Genomic DNA, 15,984 nt, shown 5'->3' on the forward strand with positions numbered 1-15,984 from the left:
GCCATGGATCCCGAGCGGGAGGTAGCGAAACTTCCGGGAACGCAGGCGGGCGCGGCATGCGTTATAGGGGCCGCGAGCCACAGGGGTGCTCCGCATGACCTATTGCGTCGGACTCTACCTGAAGGAGGGGCTGGTGCTCCTCTCCGACACCCGGACCAATGCGGGCGTCGACAACATCTCCATCTTCTCGAAGATGCAGGTGGAGGAGGTGCCGGGCGAGCGGGTGCTGGCCATGCTCTCGGCCGGCAACCTGGCCGTGACCCAGGCGGTCTGGAACCGGCTGCAGGAGGGGGTGCGGCTGAACGGTGCGCGGCACACGCTGCGCACGGTGCCCAACATGTTCCGCGCCGCGCAACTCATCGGCCAGGCCGTCCGCGACCAGTTCGAGGCGGATGGCGCCGCGCTGAAGGCGCAGGATGTCCGCTTCGACATCTCCCTCATGCTCGGCGGCCAGATCGCCGGGGAGGCGCCGCGGCTCTTCCTGATCTACGCCGCCGGCAACTTCATCGAGGCGACGACCGATACGCCCTTCCTGCAGATCGGCGAGCACAAATACGGCAAGCCGATCCTCGACCGGGCCGTGACCTTCGACACGCCGATCGAGGACGGGGTGAAGCTGGTGCTGATCAGCATGGACAGCACGCTGCGCTCGAACCTGACGGTCGGGATGCCGGTCGACCTGCTGGTCTACCGGACGGACGGCTTCGCGGTGACGCTGAAGAAGCGCCTGACCGAGGAGGACCCCTATGTCCGGCTGATCCGGGAGGGGTGGAGCGCCGCCCTGCGGCAGGCCTATCTGGAGATGCCCCGGCCCGACTGGGTGCCCTGACCCGATCTGCCTGGCCCGATGTGCCTGGCCCGGCTTGCCTTGCGGCGTGGCGCGGGCATGATCCGCGGCCCAAGGAAGGACCGGGAGACCCACCCATGCCCAGCACCCGCCGCGGCCTCGTCCGCGCGGCCGCCGCCGGCGGCGCCGCCACGCTCGCGGCCGCGCCGGCGCTCGCCGCCTCCGCCGCGCCGGCGCCGATCTTCGCGGTGCCGGCCATCACCATCCCGATCGCCGGGATGGATGCCGTCTTCCCGGTGCGGCGGATCTATTGCATCGGCCGCAACTACGCCGCGCATGCGCGGGAGATGGGCAGCGACCCGACGCGCGAGCCGCCCTTCTTCTTCCAGAAGCCGACCGATGCCATCCAGTTCGTCGCGCCCGGCACCGTCGCCGACCACCCCTATCCGTCGCTGACGAAGAACTACCACTACGAGGTGGAACTGGTCGCGGCGCTGAAGTCGGGCGGGCGGGACATCCCGGCGGAGAGGGCGCTCGAGCACGTCTACGGCTATGCCGTCGGCCTCGACATGACGCGGCGCGACCTGCAGCGCTTCATGGGCGACGAGAAGAAGCCCTGGGAGATCGGCAAGAGCTTCGACCAAGCCGCGCCGATCGGGCCGATCCATCCGGTGGAGACGGTCGGGCATGTCGCCAAGGGCGCGATCTCGCTGGCGGTGAACGGCACGGTGAAGCAGAACGCGACGCTCGAGCACATGATCTGGTCGGTCGCCGAGCAGATCGCCAATCTCTCCACCGCCTTCGAGCTGCGCCCGGGCGACATCATCTATTCCGGCACGCCGGAGAATGTCGGGCCGGTGGTGAAGGGCGACGTGATCCTGTGCAAGATCGAGGGGCTGCCGGACCTGTCGGTCAGGATCGTCTAGCCGCGCTGCCCCATGCCGGGTGGCGCCTGATCCGGTCCGCACCGCCTCGGGAGGACATCGCATGGTCCCACGCCGCCCCCTGCTCGCCGCCGCGCTCGGCGGCCTCGCGCTGGCCTGCCCGGCGCGCGCGCAGGCTTGGCCGAGCCGGCCCATCCGCCTCGTCGTGCCCTTCGGCCTCGGCGGCTCGGCCGATGTGGCGGCGCGGTTCCTGGCCGACCCGCTGGGCCAGGCGCTCGGCCAGCCCGTGGTGGTGGAGAACCGCCCCGGCGCCGGCGCCATCATCGGGACCGACCTGGTGGCGAAAGCCGCGCCGGACGGCCAGACGCTGCTGCTCATGTCCAACACCCATACGGCGAACGAGACGCTGCTGCCGGACCGGCCCTATGTGCTGCTGCGGGATCTCGTGCCCGTCGCGGCCATCAACATCGCCGTCCACGTGCTGGCGGTGCATCCCTCCCTCGGCGCCCGCAGCGTGCCGGACCTGATCGCCCGGGCGAAGGCCGCGCCGGGGCGGATCGACTACGCCTCCTCCGGTCCCGGCACGCCCTACCACATCGCCGGGGAGGTGTTCCGGGCCATGGCGGGGATCGAGATCAACCACATCCCCTTCCGCGGCTCCAACGAGGCGCGGACGGCGCTGATCGCCGGGCAGGTGCCGATGATGTTCGACGCCATCCCGACGATGCGCGAGCAGATCGCGGGCGGCCGCGTGCAGGGCCTGGCGACCACGGGCGTGGCGCGCAGCCCGCTGCTGCCGGACCTGCCGACGGTGGCCGAGACCCTGCCGGGCTACGAGGCGAGCATCTGGCTGGGCCTGATGGCGCCCGCCGGCACGCCGGCGCCGGTGGTGGCGCGGCTGCATGCCGAGGTGACCCGGATCCTGCAGGCCGCGACGACGCGCGACAGCATGGCGCGCGGCGGCGCCGAGCCCATGCTGATGAGCCTGGCGGAGTTCGACGCCTTCCTCCGCCGCGACATCGAGCGGCAGCGCGACTGGATCCGCATGGCGCGGATTCAGGCGGGATAGCCGGCTTGGCGGCTGCGGCGCGCGGAGCCACTCTGCGGGCCGAGTGAGGGGAACGCCCATGGTCGAGTTCACGCTGAACGGCGCGCCGGTCGCGCTGGACGTGCCGCCCGAAGCCTCGCTGCTGCAGGCGCTGCGCGGGCCGGCCGGCCTCTCCGGCCCGCGCTTCGGCTGCGGCACGGAGCAATGCGGGTCCTGCATGGTGCTGCTGGACGGCGTCCCGACATATGCCTGCAGCCGCGCCGCCTCGGCCTGCGCCGGGCGCGCGGTGACGACGGTGGAGGGGCTCGGCACGCCCGAGGCGCCGCATCCGCTGCAGGCCGCCTTCCTCGCGGAGCAGGCGGGGCAATGCGGCTATTGCCTCTCCGGCATCCTGGTCTCCGCCGCCGCCCTGCTGGCGCACACGCCCGCGCCGGAGGAAGAGGCGATCCGCGCCGCGCTCGACCCGCATCTCTGCCGCTGCGGCAGCCACAACCGGATCGTCCGGGCGGTGCAGCGCGCGGCGCGGGAGATGCGGGCATGAGCGGCCTGATCTCCGACCCGGTGACCGGGACGACCACGACCGGCTTCGGCGCGGCGATGCCGCCGAGCGACGGCAAGCCGCGCCTGCCGGGCAGCCTGCACCTCAACCGCCGCCTGTCGCAGTGGCTGAGCTTCCATGCCGATGGAAGGGTGACCATCACGCCGGGCAAGGTGGAGCTGGGGCAGGGGATCCTGACGACGCTGTCGCAGATCGCGGCGGAGGAACTGGACGTCGCCTTCGGTCGCATCCGCGTGAAGCCCGCCGCCACGCCGGACAGCCCGGACGAGGCGGTGACCAGCGGCAGCCTCTCCACCCAGGACAGCGGCGGCGCGCTGCGCCATGCCTGCGCCCAGGCGCGCGCGATCTGCCTGCAGGTCGTCGCCCAGCGCAGCGGCGTGCCGGTCGAGGCGATCAGCGTCGAGGACGGCACCTTCCTCGGCCCCGACGGCCCGGTCGGCAGCTACTGGGACCTCGCCGACCAGGCGCTGCTGGAGACCGAGGCGGTGCCGGAGGCGCGGCCCAAGCCCGCGGGCGCGCGGCGGATCGCCGGGACCTCCGTCCCGCGCATCGACCTGCCGGACAAGGTCTTCGGCGCGGCGCGCTATGTCCACGACCTGCGGCTGCCGGGCATGCTGCAGGCCCGTGTCGTGCGTCCCCCCTCTAGCCGTGCGGTGCTGACGGGCGTGCAGGACGGCCCGCTGCCCGGCGAGGCCCGCCTGGTCCGCGACGGCAGCTTCCTCGCCGTCCTCGCCGCGACGGAATGGGAAGCCGAGGCCGCGGCGACGCGCCTCGCCGCCCGCTGCACCTGGCAGGAGCAGGACACGCTGCCCGAGCAGGCGCGGCTGGCGGAGTGGCTGCGCGAGGCGGCGACCCGCGGCGAGCGCAGCGAGGTGGCGAAGCACGGGGAGCCGGCGCCGGCCGCGCGGACGCTGCGGCGGAGCTTCCTGCGGCCCTATCTGGCGCATGCCTCCATCGGACCTTCCTGCGCGGTGGCGCAGTGGGAGGGCGACACGGTGACCGTCTGGTCGCACAGCCAGGGCCCCTACAACCTCCGCGCCGACATTGCCAAGACGCTGCGCTGCGCGCCGGAGAAGGTCGTGGTGCGGCACATGGAGGGCGCCGGCTGCTACGGCCACAACGGCGCCGACGACGTGGCGCTGGACGCCGTGCTGGCGGCGCGCGCGGTGCCGGGCCGGCCGGTGCGGCTGCTCTGGTCGCGGGCCGAGGAACTGGGCTGGTCGCCCTTCTCCCCATCCATGCTGGTGGATGTCGAGGCCGACCTGGACGAACGCGGCAGCATCACGGGCTGGCGCAGCCACATCGTCAGCAACGGCCATTCCAGCCGGCCGGGACGCGACCCGGTGCCGACGCTGCTCGCGGCCTCCATGCTGGCGGAGCCCTTCCCGGTGAAGCCCAGCATCAACCCGCCCATGGTCGCGGGCGGCGGCGCGCCGCGCAACGGCGTGCCGCTCTACGCTTTCCCCGCCCTGCAGGTGGAGACGACGCGGCTGCTGGAGATGCCGGTGCGCACCTCGGCGCTGCGCGGCCTCGGCGCCACGATCAATGTCTGGGCGATCGAGAGCGTGATGGACGAGGCGGCGGCGCTCGCCGGCGAGGATCCGCTCGACTTCCGCCTGCGCCACCTCGAGGACGCGCGCGGCATCGCCGTGCTGGAACGCGCGGCGGCGATGGCCGGCTGGCGCGGGCGGCAGAGGCGCGAGAGCTGGGGCATGGGCCTCGGCTTCGCCCGCTACAAGAACAGCGGCGCCTGGGCCGCCGTCGTGGCGGAGGTCGAGGCGCGCGAGCGGGTCTTCTGCCGCCGCCTCTGGATCGCCGGCGATGTCGGGGAGGCCGTGAACCCCGACGGCGTCGCCAACCAGTTCGAGGGCGGGGCCATCCACGCCACCTCCGTCGCGCTGCTCGAGGAGGTGCGCTTCGACCGGCGCCGCGTCACCAGCGATTCCTGGGAGAGCTTCCCGATCCTCCGCTTCTCCGAGGTGCCGAAGGTCGCGGTGGACATCGTCGCCCGGCCGGAGCAGCCCTTCCTCGGCGCCGGGGAGGCCAGCATGGCGCCGACCATCGCGGCCATCGCCGGCGCGATCACCGAGGCCCTCGGCGTGCGGCCGCGCGCGCTGCCCTTCACGCCGGAGAGGCTGGCGACGGCGGAACCGTGACGGTTTGCCTGCGGGCACCGTAACGGCTTGCGCCAGATCAAGGCGCCTGGGCATCCCGTCTGCCATAGGCCAGTCTGCACCCGTCCTGCCGCGGGCCGTGACGCACGGGCGGCGGGGCGGGACCCGTGGCTCCAGGGGAGCCGTCCGCCGTCGGGAGGAAGCCGCCGTCATGACCCGCCTTGCCGTCACCGACGGTCCCGACACCGTCCCTGTCCGCCCCGGCCGCGACGTGCCGCGCTGATGGATCCGATCCTGATCGCCGGCGGCGGCATCGGCGGCCTCGGCGCCGCGCTCGCGCTCGCCCGGGCCGGCTTCCCGGTGCGGCTCTTCGAGCGCTCGGCGGAGTTCCGGGAGGTCGGCGCCGGCATCCAGCTCGGCCCCAATGTCTTCCACATGTTCGACCGCCTCGGCATCCGGACGGCGGTGGACCGCGACGCGGTGCGGCCGGACATGCTCTCCATGCGCTGCGCGGTGGGCGGGCAGGAGATCACCCGCGTGCCGCTGGACGGCATGGTGGCGCGCTACGGCAACCCCTATGCCGTGACGCACCGCGCCGACCTGCACCGCACGCTGCTCGAGGCCTGCGAGGCCGAGCCGGCCATCACGCTCGAGACCAACCGGCCCGTCGCCGTCTTCATCGAGGATGCGGCGGGCGTCACCCTGCGGCTCGAGGATGGCGAGTCGGTGCGCGGCAGCGGGCTGATCGGCGCCGACGGGCTCTGGAGCCGCACGCGGCAGGTGGTGATGGCGGATGGCCGCCCGACCGTCTCCGGCCACATCGCCTATCGCGCCGTGCTGCCAATGGAGAGCCTGCCGGAGGAGATGCGCGGCCACCGCGTCACCCTCTGGGCCGGGCCGCGGCTGCACCTCGTGCACTACCCGCTGCGGCGGGGGGAGGTGATGAACCTCGTCGCCGTCTTCCATTCCGACCACTATGTGGAAGGCTGGGACCAGGCCGGCGACCCGCGCCTGCTATGGCGGCACTTCGCGGCCACGCGGCCCGAGGTGCGGGAGATGCTCTCGCGCATCGAGACCTGGCGCTTCTGGGTGCTCTGCGACCGCGAGCCGCGGCGGGGCTGGACGCGCGGCCGCGTCACGCTGCTCGGCGATGCGGCGCATCCGATGCTGCAATACCTGGCGCAGGGCGCGAACATGGCGCTCGAGGATGCGGTCTGCCTGGCGGACCAGCTCCGCCGCTCCGACGGCGACGTCGCGCGCGCCTTCGCCGAGTACGAGGACCTGCGGGTGCTGCGCACCGGCCGGGTGCAGACCATGGCGCGGGTCTTCGGCGACATCTACCACGCCGGCGGCGTCCGGGCGGAGCTGCGCGACCAATGGCTCGGCGCCCGCGACCCGGTGGCGGCGCGGGAGGGCATGGCCTGGCTGTATGAGCGGCCGCGCTGGCCCGGCGACGAGGGATAGCCAGCGGCACGGCGTCCTCACGCCCCGCTGTTGCTGCCCTTGCTGCTGCCATAGGGCGGCGGCGTCGTCGCGGGCTGCAGCGGCCCGCAGGCGGCGGCGCCGAGCAGCGCCAGGAGGATCAGCCATCGCATCGCGCCGGTTGCAGCGCGCCGCCGGCGCTCGGGTCGCGCCGCCGCCCGATCAGGCCGGCGTGAGGCCACGCGTCACGGAATGCCGATCAGCTTGTGCGTCTGCAGGGAGAGCCGCCAGCGCGGATGCCGCAGGCAATGGGCGACCGCCGCCGCGGTATTCGCCGCGCGGTCCGGCCCGTCCATCGGCTGCAGGAAGAAGTGCCGGAAGTCGAGCTGCTCGACCGCCTCCGGCAGCAGCCCCGGCTGCGGGAAGACCAGCTTCAGCTCCTCGCCCCGCGTGACGCGCAGCGGCGCGCCGGCCTTCGGGCTGACGCAGAGCCAATCGATGCCCGGGGGCGGCTCGATCGTGCCGTTGCTCTCGACCGAGACGGAGAAGCCCGCCGCATGCATCGCCTCGACCAGCGGCGCGTCGAGCTGCAGCAGCGGCTCCCCGCCGGTGAAGACCACGTGGCGATGCGCCGCGCCGCCCGGCCAGGCGGCGGTGATGGCCTCGGCGAGTGCCGCGGCATCCGGGAAGCGCCCGCCGCCCTCGCCATCCAGGCCGATGAAATCGGTGTCGCAGAAGCGGCAGACCGCCGTGGCGCGGTCCTCCTCCCGCCCGCTCCAGAGGTTGCAGCCGGTGAAGCGGCAGAAGACCGAGACGCGGCCGGCCTGGCCGCCCTCGCCCTGCAATGTCGGGAAGATCTCCTTGACCGCGTAGCTCATGCCGCGGCGGCCTCCGGAGCGACGATGTCGTTGATGCTCATATCGGCGCGGCGCCACCAGCCCGCGCGCGCCGGCAGCCAGTCCAGCGGGTCGCCCGCGAAGCCGACGGTATTGGTCGGCGTCTCCTCGATCTCCAACGCTACCACCGCCAGCCGCCCGCCATCCTCGGCGAGGAAGGCGCCGAGCTTGGCGGCGAAGAGGCAGCAGAGCAGTTCCGTGGTCGGGTCGCCGGGCGTAACCAGGATGCGGTCGAGGCGATGCGGCTCCTGCGCCCGGAACCAGCCGAGCAGCGGATCGGCGGCGGAGAGCTGCAGCGCGTGGTCGACGCGGTCGTCGATCCAGCGATGCCAACGCCCCTTCGCGCGCTCGAAGGGCTCGACCATGTTGGCGGCGCCGTCCAGCGGCGCGGGCCGCGTCGCGCGCAGGCGGACCGTCACCGTCTCGGTATGGCCATGCGGCACGGCGCATTTCGGCGAGGCCTCGGAGAGCAGCCGGTGCGCCATGGCAAAGCGCCGGCGGAAGACGAGTTCAAGCATGCGCGTCCCGCCAGGCCTCCCAGCCCTTGCGGCGAAGCTCGCAGGCCGGGCAGGCGCCGCAGCCGAAGCCCCAGTCATGGCGATGCGCGCGGTCGCCGAGGTAGCAGCTATGCGTGTCCTCGCGGATCGCCTCCACCAGCGGCGCGCCGCCCAGCCGCTCCGCCAGCGCCCAGGTCGCCGCCTTGTCGCGCCACATCAGCGGCGTGTGCAGCACGAAGCGCCGCTCCATGCCGAGGTTGATCGCGACCTGCAGCGCCTTCAGCGTGTCGTCGCGGCAATCGGGATAGCCGGAATAGTCGGTCTCGCACATGCCGGCGACCAGGTGCTTCAGGCCGCGGCGATAGGCCAGCGCCGCGGCGAAGGTGACGAAGATCAGGTTGCGGCCGGGCACGAAGGTATTGGGCAGCCCGTCCGCCTGCATGGCGATGGCGGTGTCGCGGGTCAGCGCGGTGTCGGAGACGGCGCGCAGCGCCTCCAGCGCCAGGACATGGTCCTCGCCCAGCCTCGCGGCCCAGCCGGGGAAGTCGCGCACGAGCCGGGCGCGGAAGGCGTCGCGCACCTCCAGCTCCACGCGGTGGCGCTGGCCATAATCGAAGCCGATGGTCTCGACCCGCGCGAAGCGCTCCAGCGCCCAGGCGAGGCAGGTGGCGGAATCCTGCCCGCCGCTGAACAGCACCAGCGCCGCGTCGTCCCTCATGCCCTTGCCTCCAGCCGCATCGCCGCCCAGCGCGCGGCCTCCGCCACCACCGGGTCGGCATCCTCCGCCCGCGCCTGCGCGGCTTCGCGCAGCGCCGGATCGCCGCTGTTGCCGATGGCGATCATGACGTTCCGGACGAAGCGGTCGCGGCCGATGCGCTTCACCGGGCTGCCGCTGAACAGCGCGCGGAAGCCGGCGTCGTCCAGCGCGGCGAGTTCGGCCAGCCGCGGCGCCCGCAGCGCGGCGCGCGGCGCGAAGCCCGGCTCGGCATGCGCGCGGGCGAATTTGTTCCAGGGACAGACGGCCAGGCAGTCGTCGCAGCCATAGATGCGGTTGCCCATCGGGGCGCGGAATTCCTCGGGGATCGGCCCCTTGTGCTCGATCGTCAGGTAGGAAATGCAGCGCCGCGCATCCAGCCGGTAGGGGGCGGGAAAGGCGGCGGTCGGGCAGATGTCGAGGCAGCGGTGGCAGCCGCCGCAATGGTCGCGCTCCGGTGCGTCGGGCGGCAGCGCCAGCGTGGTATAGACCTCGCCGAGGAACAGCCAGGAGCCATGGCTGCGGCTGACCAGGTTGCTGTGCTTGCCCTGCCAGCCCAGCCCCGCCTGCTGCGCCAGCGGCTTCTCCGCGACCGGCGCGGTGTCGACGAAGACCTTCAACGCGCTGCCCGCGAAGCGCTGCACCATCCAGCGGCCGAGCTGCTTGAGGCGCGACTTCACCACGTCATGGTAGTCGCGCCCCTGGGCATAGACGCTGACGGCGCCGCGGTCGCGCCGCGCCAGGATCGCCAGCGGATCCTCCTCGGGGCCGTAATTCATCCCGAGGGCGATGACGCTCACCGCCTCCGGCCAGAGCGCGCGCGGCTGGGCCCGCTGCGCGGCACGGTCGGCAAGCCAGCCCATGCCGCCCTGCATCCCGGCCGCGAGGAAGGCGTCGAGCCGGGCGCGCACCGCCGCGGGCAGCAGGGCCTCGGTGAAGCCCACCCGGTCGAAGCCGAGGCGCAGCGCCTCGGCCCGGATCAGGTCGCGCGCCGCCGGGCCGGCCGGTGCGGCGGGCATGGCCGGGCGGGGCGCGGAAGGGGTGGGGGCCTCGGGCATGGCGCGCATCCCTAGGGCAGATGCGCCCGATGGGGAAACGCCCGCCGCCCGGGGCAGCCCCGAAACCCTGGAATATCCGGGCTTCGACGATCTAACGTTCCGGCAGAAGCGGCCGCAGGCCGCCGCAAAGGGGAGGACCGACCGCATGACCCGCTGCCCAGCCTTGCCACGCCGTGCCGTGCTCGGCCTTGCCGCCGCCCCCCTGGCCGCCCCGGGCCTGGCCCGCGCCCAGGCGGGCCGCAGCCCCGGCACCTGGCCGGAGCGGCCGGTGACCCTGGTGGTCGGCTTCCCGCCGGGCGGGCAGACGGACCTCGCCGCGCGGGTCCTGCAGAGCGGGCTGCAGGTGGCGCTCGGCCAGCCGGCGCCGATCGACAACCGCGCCGGCGCCGGCGGCAACATCGGCACCGAGCAGGTGCTGCGCGCCCGGCCGGACGGCTACACGCTCTGCGTCGGCAATGCCGGGACCTTCGTGCTGAACCCGCACACCATGCCGGGGATGGGCTTCGACCCGCTCGACCTCGTGCCGATCGGGCTGATGCTGCAATCGCCGCTGCTGCTGATGGTGCATGCCGGCATCCCTGTCCGGACCTTCCCGGAATGGCTGGCCTGGATGAAGGCCCAGCAGCCCGGCGGGATCGATGTCGGCACCACCAGCGCCGGCGGCATCGCGCATGCGGCGGCCGAGAAGCTGCGGACGCGCATCGGCGGCAACCCGACCTTCAACCTGGTGCATTACCGGGGCAGCGGGCCGGCGCTGCAGGACTTCATCGCCGGCCGCTACCAGACGCAGTTCGAGGCGCCCTCGCTGGTCCATGGCTTCGTGCAGGAAGGGCGGCTGCGGCCGATCTTCGTCACCGCGCCGACGCGCCTGGCGGCCTTTCCGGATGTGCCGACGGCGGAGGAGGCGGGGCTGCCCGGCTTCCACGTCGCGGCCTGGGTCGGGCTCTTCGGCCCGCGCGGCCTGCCGGCGGAGATCGTGCAGAAGGCCAATGCGGCGCTGAACCGGGCCTGCCAGGACCCGGTCGCGAAGCAACGCCTGGCCGAGCGCGGCGACGAGATCGGCGGCGGGACGGTCGAGGAATTCGCCGCGCGGGTGCGGCGCGACCATGCCGAATGGGGCGCAATCGTGCGGGAGGCGGGGATCCGCGCGGAGTGACCCCGGCAGCGCGGCGCGGTCAGCCGCGCCCGCGATAGGGCTGCACGCCCTGGTCCGGCACCCAGAGACCCTCCGGTACCGGGTCGGTCTGGTAGAAGACGTCGATCGGGATGCCGCCGCGCGGGTACCAGTAGCCGCCGATGCGCAGCCAGTGCGGCGAGAGCTCCTCCACCAGCCGGCGGGCGATGCCGACGGTGCAGGCCTCGTGGAAGGCGCCGTGGTTGCGGAAGCTGCCGAGATAGAGCTTCAGCGACTTGCTCTCCACCAGCCAGTCCCGCGGCACGTAGTCGATGACGAGATGCGCGAAGTCGGGCTGCGCCGTCAGCGGGCAGAGCGAGGTGAACTCCGGCGCGGCGAAGCGCACGAGGTACTGCAGGCCGGGATGCGGGTTCGGCACGCGCTCGAGCACGGCCTGCTCGGGGCTCTCCGGCTGCGCGGCGGGGCGGCCGAGCAGCGTCAGGCCGGAGGTGTCGGTGGTGGCGTCCGTCATCGCAATGCCTCGCGGTCCTCGGCGAGTTCGGCCTTGGCCGTGTCGTCGGGCGGGGAATCCCCGGCGGCCCAGGCCGCCTCCAGCGCCGCGGCGTGCGCGTCCAGCCGTCCGGCGGATATGGCCTCGCGCAGGCCGCGCGTCAGGTCCTGGTAGTACTGGATGTTGTGCCAGGTCAGCAGCATCGGCCCGAGCATCTCCTCCGCCTTGATGAGGTGGTGGAGATAGGCGCGGGAATGCCGCGCGCAGGCCGGGCAGGCGCAGGCGGGGTCGATCGGCCGCGCATCCTCGGCATGCCGGGCATTGCGCAGGTTCAGCACGCCGCGGCTGGTATAGGCCCGCCCCGTTCGCCCGCTCCGGGTCGGGATGACGCAGTCGAACATGTCGATCCCGCGCCGCACCGCGCCGAGAATGTCGGCCGGCGTGCCGACGCCCATGAGGTAGCGTGGCGCCTCCTGCGGCAGCAGCGGCACGGTGCAGTCGAGGACGGTGAACATCGCCGCCTGCCCCTCGCCGACGGCGAGGCCACCGACTGCATAGCCCTCGAAGCCGATGGCGGTCAGGGCGGCGACGCTCTCCGCCCGCAGCGCCGGATAGGTGCTGCCCTGGACGATGCCGAAGAGGCCATAGCCCTCGCGCGGAGAGAAGGCCTCGCGGCAGCGCTTCGCCCAGCGCATGGACAGGCGCATGGAGGTCGCGGCCTGCTCTTCCGTCGCCGGGAAGGGCGTGCATTCGTCGAGGCACATGGTCACGTCCGCATCCAGCAGCCGCTGGATCTCGACGCTCCTCTCCGGCGTCAGGCGGTGCCGCGTGCCGTCGAGATGGCTGCGGAAGGTGACGCCCTCCTCGTCCATCTCGCGCAGCTCGGAGAGGCTCATCACCTGGTAGCCGCCGGAATCCGTCAGGATCGGGCCGTGCCAGTCCATCAGGCGGTGCAGGCCGCCGAGCCGGCCGACGCGCTCGGCGCCCGGGCGCAGCATCAGGTGGTAGGTATTGCCCAGCACCATGCGCGCGCCCGTGGAGCGCACGGCATCCGCCGTCATCGCCTTGACCGTGCCGGCGGTGCCGACGGGCATGAAGACGGGCGTCTCCACCTCGCCATGCGCGGTCTTCAGCACGCCGCGGCGCGCGGCGCCGTCCTGCGCCAGCTTCGTCCAGTGCAGCGTCATGCGGCGGTTCCTTTGCCTTCGCTGGCCCCAGGGCCAGCTACGGCGTCCTCGTTCCGGAACAGCAGGCTGCCGTCGCCATAGCTGTAGAAGCGGTAGCCCTGCTCGATCGCATGCGCATAGGCCGCGCGCATGCGGGCGGTGCCGGCGAAGGCCGAGACCAGCATGAAGAGCGTGCTCCGCGGCAGGTGGAAATTGGTCATCAGCAGGTCCGCGGCGCGGAAGCGGTGGCCGGGGAGGAGGAAGATGTCGGTCAGCCCGCGCCAGGGCCGCACCGGGCGCAGCTTGTCCTCCACCCCATCCTCCTCCCCTCGGGCCGCCGTCTCCAGCAGCCGCAGCGCCGTCGTGCCGATGGCGAGGATACGCCCGCCCGCCGGCCGCGCCGCATTGATCAACGCCGCGGCCTCCTCCGTCACCTCGCCCCATTCGGCATGCAGGCGGTGCTGCCGCGGGTCCTCGGCGCGGAGCGGCAGGAAGGTGCCGGCGCCGACATGCAGCGTGACGGTCGCGCGCCGCACCCCACGCGCCTCGAGCGCGGCGAGCAGGTCCTCGGTGAAGTGCAGGCTCGCGGTCGGCGCCGCGACGGCGCCGGGGCGACGGGCGAAGACGGTCTGGTAGTCCGCCCGGTCCTCGGGGCGCGGCCCCTCGGGGCGGGTGATATAGGGCGGCAGCGGCACCTCGCCGGCCGCCTCCAGTGCCGCTGCCAGCCGTGCCGGGTCGGGGCCGAAATCGAGCCGCGCCGTGCCGCCCTCCCGCGCCAGGACGCGGCAGGGCAGGTCGGGCGCGCCCTCGATGGCGATGGCATCGCCCGGGCGCAGGCGGCGGGCATTGCGCACCAGCGCCTCCCAGGTGCCGTCCTCCGCCGCCCGGTTCAGCATGATCTCGATCGCGGCCTCCCCGCGCCGGCCGCGCAGCCGCGCCGGGATCACCCGCGTGTCGTTCACCACCATGACGTCGCCGGGGCCGAGCAGCCCGGGCAGGTCGCGCACGATCCGGTCCTCGGACCCCTCCGGCCGGACGACGAGCAGCCGCGCGGCATCGCGCGGGCGCATGGGCGCCTGGGCGATCAGCCGCTCGGGCAGCGCGAAGTCGAAATCCTCCGTCCGCAGGGCGGGCCGGTGAGGGGCGGGGGTGTCGGGCACCGCGGGGGGCTAGCGCGCCGGCCCGGCGAAGGCAACCGATCCGGCGGCGGGGGGTTCTCCGCTATTCCCACCCGTGTATAACGATCGCGGCTCCGCCCCTGCCTCGCCCCTGGCCCGCCGCTTGCTCCGCCGCCCGCATCCACTCGCGAAAGGACCCCTGCATGCGCCGCCGCACCCTCCTGCTCGCCGCGTCAGCGCTGGCCCTGCCGACCCTCGCCCGGGCGCAGGCGCCGCTCACGGTCTTCGCCGCCGCCTCGCTGCAGGATGCGCTGCGCGCGCTGGAGCCGGCCTGGCGCGCCGCGGCGCCGGGGAACCCGCCGCTGCGCTTCTCCTTCGCCGCCTCCTCCGCCCTCGCCCGGCAGATCGAGCAGGGCGCGCCCGCCGACCTCTTCCTCTCGGCCGACGAGCCCTGGATGGACTATGTCGCGCAGCGCGGCCTGATCCTGCCGGAGACGCGGACGAGTTCGCTGGGCAATGCCCTGGTGCTGGTCGCGCCGGCGGACAGCCCGCAGCCGCCGCTCGCGCTCGGGCGCGGCACGGACCTCGCCGCGCTGCTCGGCCCGCAGGGGCGCCTCGCCACCGGCGATCCGGCGCATGTGCCGGTCGGGCTCTATGCCAAGGCGGCGCTGGAATGGATGGGCCAGTGGGCCACCCTCGCGCCGCGCATCGCCCGCGCTGATTCGGTGCGCGCGGCGCTGCTGCTGGTCGAGCGCGGCGAGGCGCCGCTCGGCATCGTCTACCTGACGGATGCGAAGCTGAGCCAGGGCGTGAAGCTCCTCGGCACCTTCCCGGCGGAGAGCCATCCGCCCGTCACCTATCCCTTCGCGCTGACCAAGCGGGCGGAGGGCAATGCGCCGGCCCGCGCGCTGCTGGCCTTCCTCTCGGGGCCGGCCAGCATCGAGACCTGGCGCCGCTTCGGCTTCGCCGTCGCGCAGCCCTGAGCGCAGGCCCGGCACCGGCCATGCGGTCGGAGCCAGGTCAGGGCTGCGCCTTCGTCCTACCGGTGCGGGCAGCCCTCGCCGACCTCCTCGCGCGCGGGCGCGAGGCCGAGCCAGGCCTCGATCACCGCCGGCTCGAACCCCACCTCGCGCCGCCCGCCGCTCTCCAGCAGTGGCCGCCGGATCAGCAGCGGCTCCGCCAGCAGCAGCGCCATCGCCGCCTCCGCATCCAGGGTCTCCGGCCGCAATTCGCCGCGGGCGATGCGCGGCGCCGCGCGGTTGAACCAGGCGGCCACCGGCCTGTCGCCGAAGAAGCCGCGCAGCCGCTCCGCCGTCCAGGGCTCGCGCAGCAGGTCGCGCCGCTCCACCGCATGGCCGGCGGCACGCAGCACCGCCTCCTGCTGCGCATTGCCGGCGCAGCCTGGCTTGCCGAAGAAGACGACCTTCGCCATCACGCCGACCCCGCCATCGCGGCCTCCGCCCGGGCGACCCGCGCCGCATGCGCCGCCCTTCCCGGCGCGACACCAATGGCCGCGACGCGCGCGGCGAACCGATGGCTCTCCATCCGGAGCCTCCCCCTGACGCCGCCATGGGGCAGCAACGGCCGTGCCAGGGCGCGATGCGCCGGCATGCGGGGCTGGCGCACCGGGCCGAGCCGGCCGCGCTGTCGGAAAGCCGACAGCATTGTCGCTTGCCCGCGTTGTTCTTGCGCCGATATAGCGGAGCCCACCGCGGCCACCGGCCCGGTTCCAGCAGGGAATGCCCCGATGAAACTCTCCGCCCGCAACCAGCTCCCCGGCACGGTCGAGGCCGTCGCGCCCGGCGCCACCACCGCGCATGTGACCATCCGGCTGAACGGCGGCGGCACCGTTGTCGCCTCCATCACCAACGAGGCGGTGGCCGAGCTCGGCCTCGCGCCGGGCGACAGCGTGCATGCCGTCATCAAGGCCTCCGACGTCATGGTCGGGAAGGACTGAGCCGGGATCGGGCCGCCCGCCGCGCGGCCGGCCCGCCGGCCGCGCGCGCCACCCCGCCGGCGCCGGGGCTGCCCTGCGCAGGCCGCGGTTCCGGTCCCC

The 15,984-nt window shown here is 73.8% G+C and carries 17 protein-coding genes; 9 read left to right on the plus strand and 8 right to left on the minus strand.

The genetic code is table 11. The features are described 5' to 3' along the window. Positions 1 to 94 precede the first annotated feature (94 nt). The 6 genes from Q7A36_RS02660 to Q7A36_RS02685 all read left to right on the plus strand — a co-directional run bounded on the left by Q7A36_RS02660 (position 95) and on the right by Q7A36_RS02685 (position 6,856). Positions 95 to 829, plus strand: a complete 735-nt coding sequence (locus tag Q7A36_RS02660) for a proteasome-type protease (protein WP_305102098.1) — start codon at positions 95 to 97, stop codon at positions 827 to 829. Positions 830 to 1,065: 236 nt separating this feature from the next. Further along, on the plus strand, positions 1,066 to 1,713 hold the full coding sequence (locus tag Q7A36_RS02665; RefSeq protein ID WP_305102282.1) for a fumarylacetoacetate hydrolase family protein: 648 nt from the start codon (positions 1,066 to 1,068) through the stop codon (positions 1,711 to 1,713). 61 nt (positions 1,714 to 1,774) lie between these two features. Beyond that, the gene (locus Q7A36_RS02670) at positions 1,775 to 2,740 is read left to right on the plus strand and encodes a tripartite tricarboxylate transporter substrate binding protein (protein ID WP_305102099.1); all 966 of its coding nucleotides are present in this window, start codon (positions 1,775 to 1,777) and stop codon (positions 2,738 to 2,740) included. A 58-nt stretch (positions 2,741 to 2,798) separates the two neighbouring features. Next, positions 2,799 to 3,260, plus strand: coding sequence for a (2Fe-2S)-binding protein (locus Q7A36_RS02675; protein WP_305102100.1), 462 nt, complete (start codon positions 2,799 to 2,801; stop codon positions 3,258 to 3,260). After that, complete coding sequence (locus tag Q7A36_RS02680; protein ID WP_305102101.1) at positions 3,257 to 5,434, plus strand: xanthine dehydrogenase family protein molybdopterin-binding subunit; 2,178 nt, start codon at positions 3,257 to 3,259, stop codon at positions 5,432 to 5,434. The genes Q7A36_RS02675 and Q7A36_RS02680 overlap by 4 nt, the downstream gene beginning before the upstream one ends. A 240-nt stretch (positions 5,435 to 5,674) precedes the next feature. Further along, positions 5,675 to 6,856, plus strand: a complete 1,182-nt coding sequence (locus Q7A36_RS02685; RefSeq protein ID WP_305102102.1) for a 3-hydroxybenzoate 6-monooxygenase — start codon at positions 5,675 to 5,677, stop codon at positions 6,854 to 6,856. Positions 6,857 to 7,059: 203 nt separating this feature from the next. Here the strand turns inward: Q7A36_RS02685 and queE are convergent, their stop codons facing one another. The 4 genes from queE to queG are packed head-to-tail and all read right to left on the minus strand — an operon-like array spanning position 7,060 to position 9,980. Further along, positions 7,060 to 7,692, minus strand: a complete 633-nt coding sequence (gene queE / locus Q7A36_RS02690; RefSeq protein ID WP_305102103.1) for a 7-carboxy-7-deazaguanine synthase — start codon at positions 7,690 to 7,692, stop codon at positions 7,060 to 7,062. Further along, positions 7,689 to 8,228, minus strand: a complete 540-nt coding sequence (locus tag Q7A36_RS02695) for a 6-pyruvoyl trahydropterin synthase family protein (RefSeq protein ID WP_305102104.1) — start codon at positions 8,226 to 8,228, stop codon at positions 7,689 to 7,691. The genes queE and Q7A36_RS02695 overlap by 4 nt, the downstream gene beginning before the upstream one ends. Further along, entirely contained in the window at positions 8,221 to 8,925 is a 705-nt protein-coding gene (gene queC, locus Q7A36_RS02700) for a 7-cyano-7-deazaguanine synthase QueC (RefSeq protein WP_305102105.1), read from the minus strand. Before queC ends, Q7A36_RS02695 begins: the two co-directional genes overlap by 8 nt. Then, a complete protein-coding gene (gene queG / locus Q7A36_RS02705; protein WP_305102283.1) occupies positions 8,922 to 9,980 on the minus strand; it encodes a tRNA epoxyqueuosine(34) reductase QueG in 1,059 nt (352 codons plus the stop codon). The genes queC and queG overlap by 4 nt, the downstream gene beginning before the upstream one ends. A gap of 184 nt (positions 9,981 to 10,164) precedes the next feature. Here queG and Q7A36_RS02710 point away from each other — a divergent pair, with 184 nt between their 5' ends. Continuing rightward, a complete protein-coding gene (locus Q7A36_RS02710) occupies positions 10,165 to 11,175 on the plus strand; it encodes a Bug family tripartite tricarboxylate transporter substrate binding protein (protein ID WP_305102106.1) in 1,011 nt (336 codons plus the stop codon). A 19-nt stretch (positions 11,176 to 11,194) separates the two neighbouring features. Here the strand turns inward: Q7A36_RS02710 and queF are convergent, their stop codons facing one another. The 3 genes from queF to queA are packed head-to-tail and all read right to left on the minus strand — an operon-like array spanning position 11,195 to position 13,880. Next, complete coding sequence (gene queF, locus Q7A36_RS02715) at positions 11,195 to 11,665, minus strand: preQ(1) synthase (protein ID WP_305102107.1); 471 nt, start codon at positions 11,663 to 11,665, stop codon at positions 11,195 to 11,197. Next, positions 11,662 to 12,831, minus strand: a complete 1,170-nt coding sequence (tgt, locus tag Q7A36_RS02720; protein ID WP_305102108.1) for a tRNA guanosine(34) transglycosylase Tgt — start codon at positions 12,829 to 12,831, stop codon at positions 11,662 to 11,664. The genes queF and tgt overlap by 4 nt, the downstream gene beginning before the upstream one ends. Continuing rightward, on the minus strand, positions 12,828 to 13,880 hold the full coding sequence (gene queA / locus Q7A36_RS02725; protein WP_456306774.1) for a tRNA preQ1(34) S-adenosylmethionine ribosyltransferase-isomerase QueA: 1,053 nt from the start codon (positions 13,878 to 13,880) through the stop codon (positions 12,828 to 12,830). The genes tgt and queA overlap by 4 nt, the downstream gene beginning before the upstream one ends. Positions 13,881 to 14,131: 251 nt before the next feature. Here queA and modA point away from each other — a divergent pair, with 251 nt between their 5' ends. Then, positions 14,132 to 14,911 carry a molybdate ABC transporter substrate-binding protein gene (modA, locus tag Q7A36_RS02730; RefSeq protein WP_305102109.1) on the plus strand — a complete coding sequence of 260 codons (780 nt, stop codon included), beginning with the start codon at positions 14,132 to 14,134 and terminating at the stop codon, positions 14,909 to 14,911. A gap of 56 nt (positions 14,912 to 14,967) precedes the next feature. Here modA and Q7A36_RS02735 read toward each other — a convergent pair whose 3' ends face one another. Continuing rightward, complete coding sequence (locus Q7A36_RS02735; protein WP_305102110.1) at positions 14,968 to 15,360, minus strand: ArsC/Spx/MgsR family protein; 393 nt, start codon at positions 15,358 to 15,360, stop codon at positions 14,968 to 14,970. A gap of 315 nt (positions 15,361 to 15,675) precedes the next feature. On the opposite strand from Q7A36_RS02735, the gene Q7A36_RS02740 reads away from it, so the two are divergent. Then, on the plus strand, positions 15,676 to 15,885 hold the full coding sequence (locus Q7A36_RS02740; protein WP_305102111.1) for a TOBE domain-containing protein: 210 nt from the start codon (positions 15,676 to 15,678) through the stop codon (positions 15,883 to 15,885). Positions 15,886 to 15,984 lie beyond the last annotated feature (99 nt).

It is taken from the genome of Paracraurococcus lichenis, assembly GCF_030657435.1.
In the GTDB taxonomy this organism is placed as follows: domain Bacteria; phylum Pseudomonadota; class Alphaproteobacteria; order Acetobacterales; family Acetobacteraceae; genus Paracraurococcus; species Paracraurococcus lichenis.